At 28.9% G+C, this 699-nt stretch carries 1 protein-coding gene; it reads left to right on the top strand.

Features of this window, described 5'->3' with window-relative positions:
* Positions 1-140: 140 nt before the first annotated feature.
* Positions 141-698: an exonuclease domain-containing protein gene (locus U9S71_RS20900; protein ID WP_009135711.1), complete on the top strand. Its 558-nt coding sequence runs from the start codon at positions 141-143 to the stop codon at positions 696-698.
* Position 699 lies beyond the last annotated feature (1 nt).

Consider the following 699-nt stretch of genomic DNA (forward strand, 5'->3'; position numbering starts at 1 on the left):
TATTCAACATTTGTGCTAAAAGTCGGCTCCATCGCCAATTTGCCAAACGTTATATGCCATATTACACCAAAACTCGTCTGAATTATACAAAATGAACTATGTTTAACTTTTTTAAACCTAAACCAAAAAATCAAATTGAAATGGAAGTTTCGGGAATAAATCCTGAAACAAACAATGAATTTCTATTCTATAATTTTATCGAAAATACACCAAACTATATTCTTGAACCTTGGCTAAAAAAAGCAAAACAAGTTGGTTATAAAGTAAAACCTCAATACGAACAAGCGATTTTGCAAAAATTGAAATTCAATCAATTTAAAAATCCTCATACATTCCCTGAGTACTTTGAAAATAAATTTGATTTTATTGCTATTGACTTTGAGACAGCAAATAACAGTAGATTAAGTGCTTGTGCAATCGGATTATGCTTCGTGAAAAATGACACAATAGTTTATTCGACAAAACACTATATAAATCCACCAAAATCAGAAAAGTTTTTAAAAACTCATACTTCAATACACGGAATTTCATATGAAGATGTAGAATTTTCCCTTAATTTTCAAGAATTATGGGAAGACGAACTTTCTAAATATCTTTCATCTAATTTATTAATTTTTCATAATGCGAGTATGGACTTGAGTGTTTTGAAAAATCTATCTGATTCTCCGCAAACACACCTAATATTTTTAGTATATTAGC

Origin of the sequence: Parapedobacter flavus (genome assembly GCF_035818675.1) — a bacterium.
GTDB lineage: Bacteria > Bacteroidota > Bacteroidia > Sphingobacteriales > Sphingobacteriaceae > Parapedobacter > Parapedobacter flavus.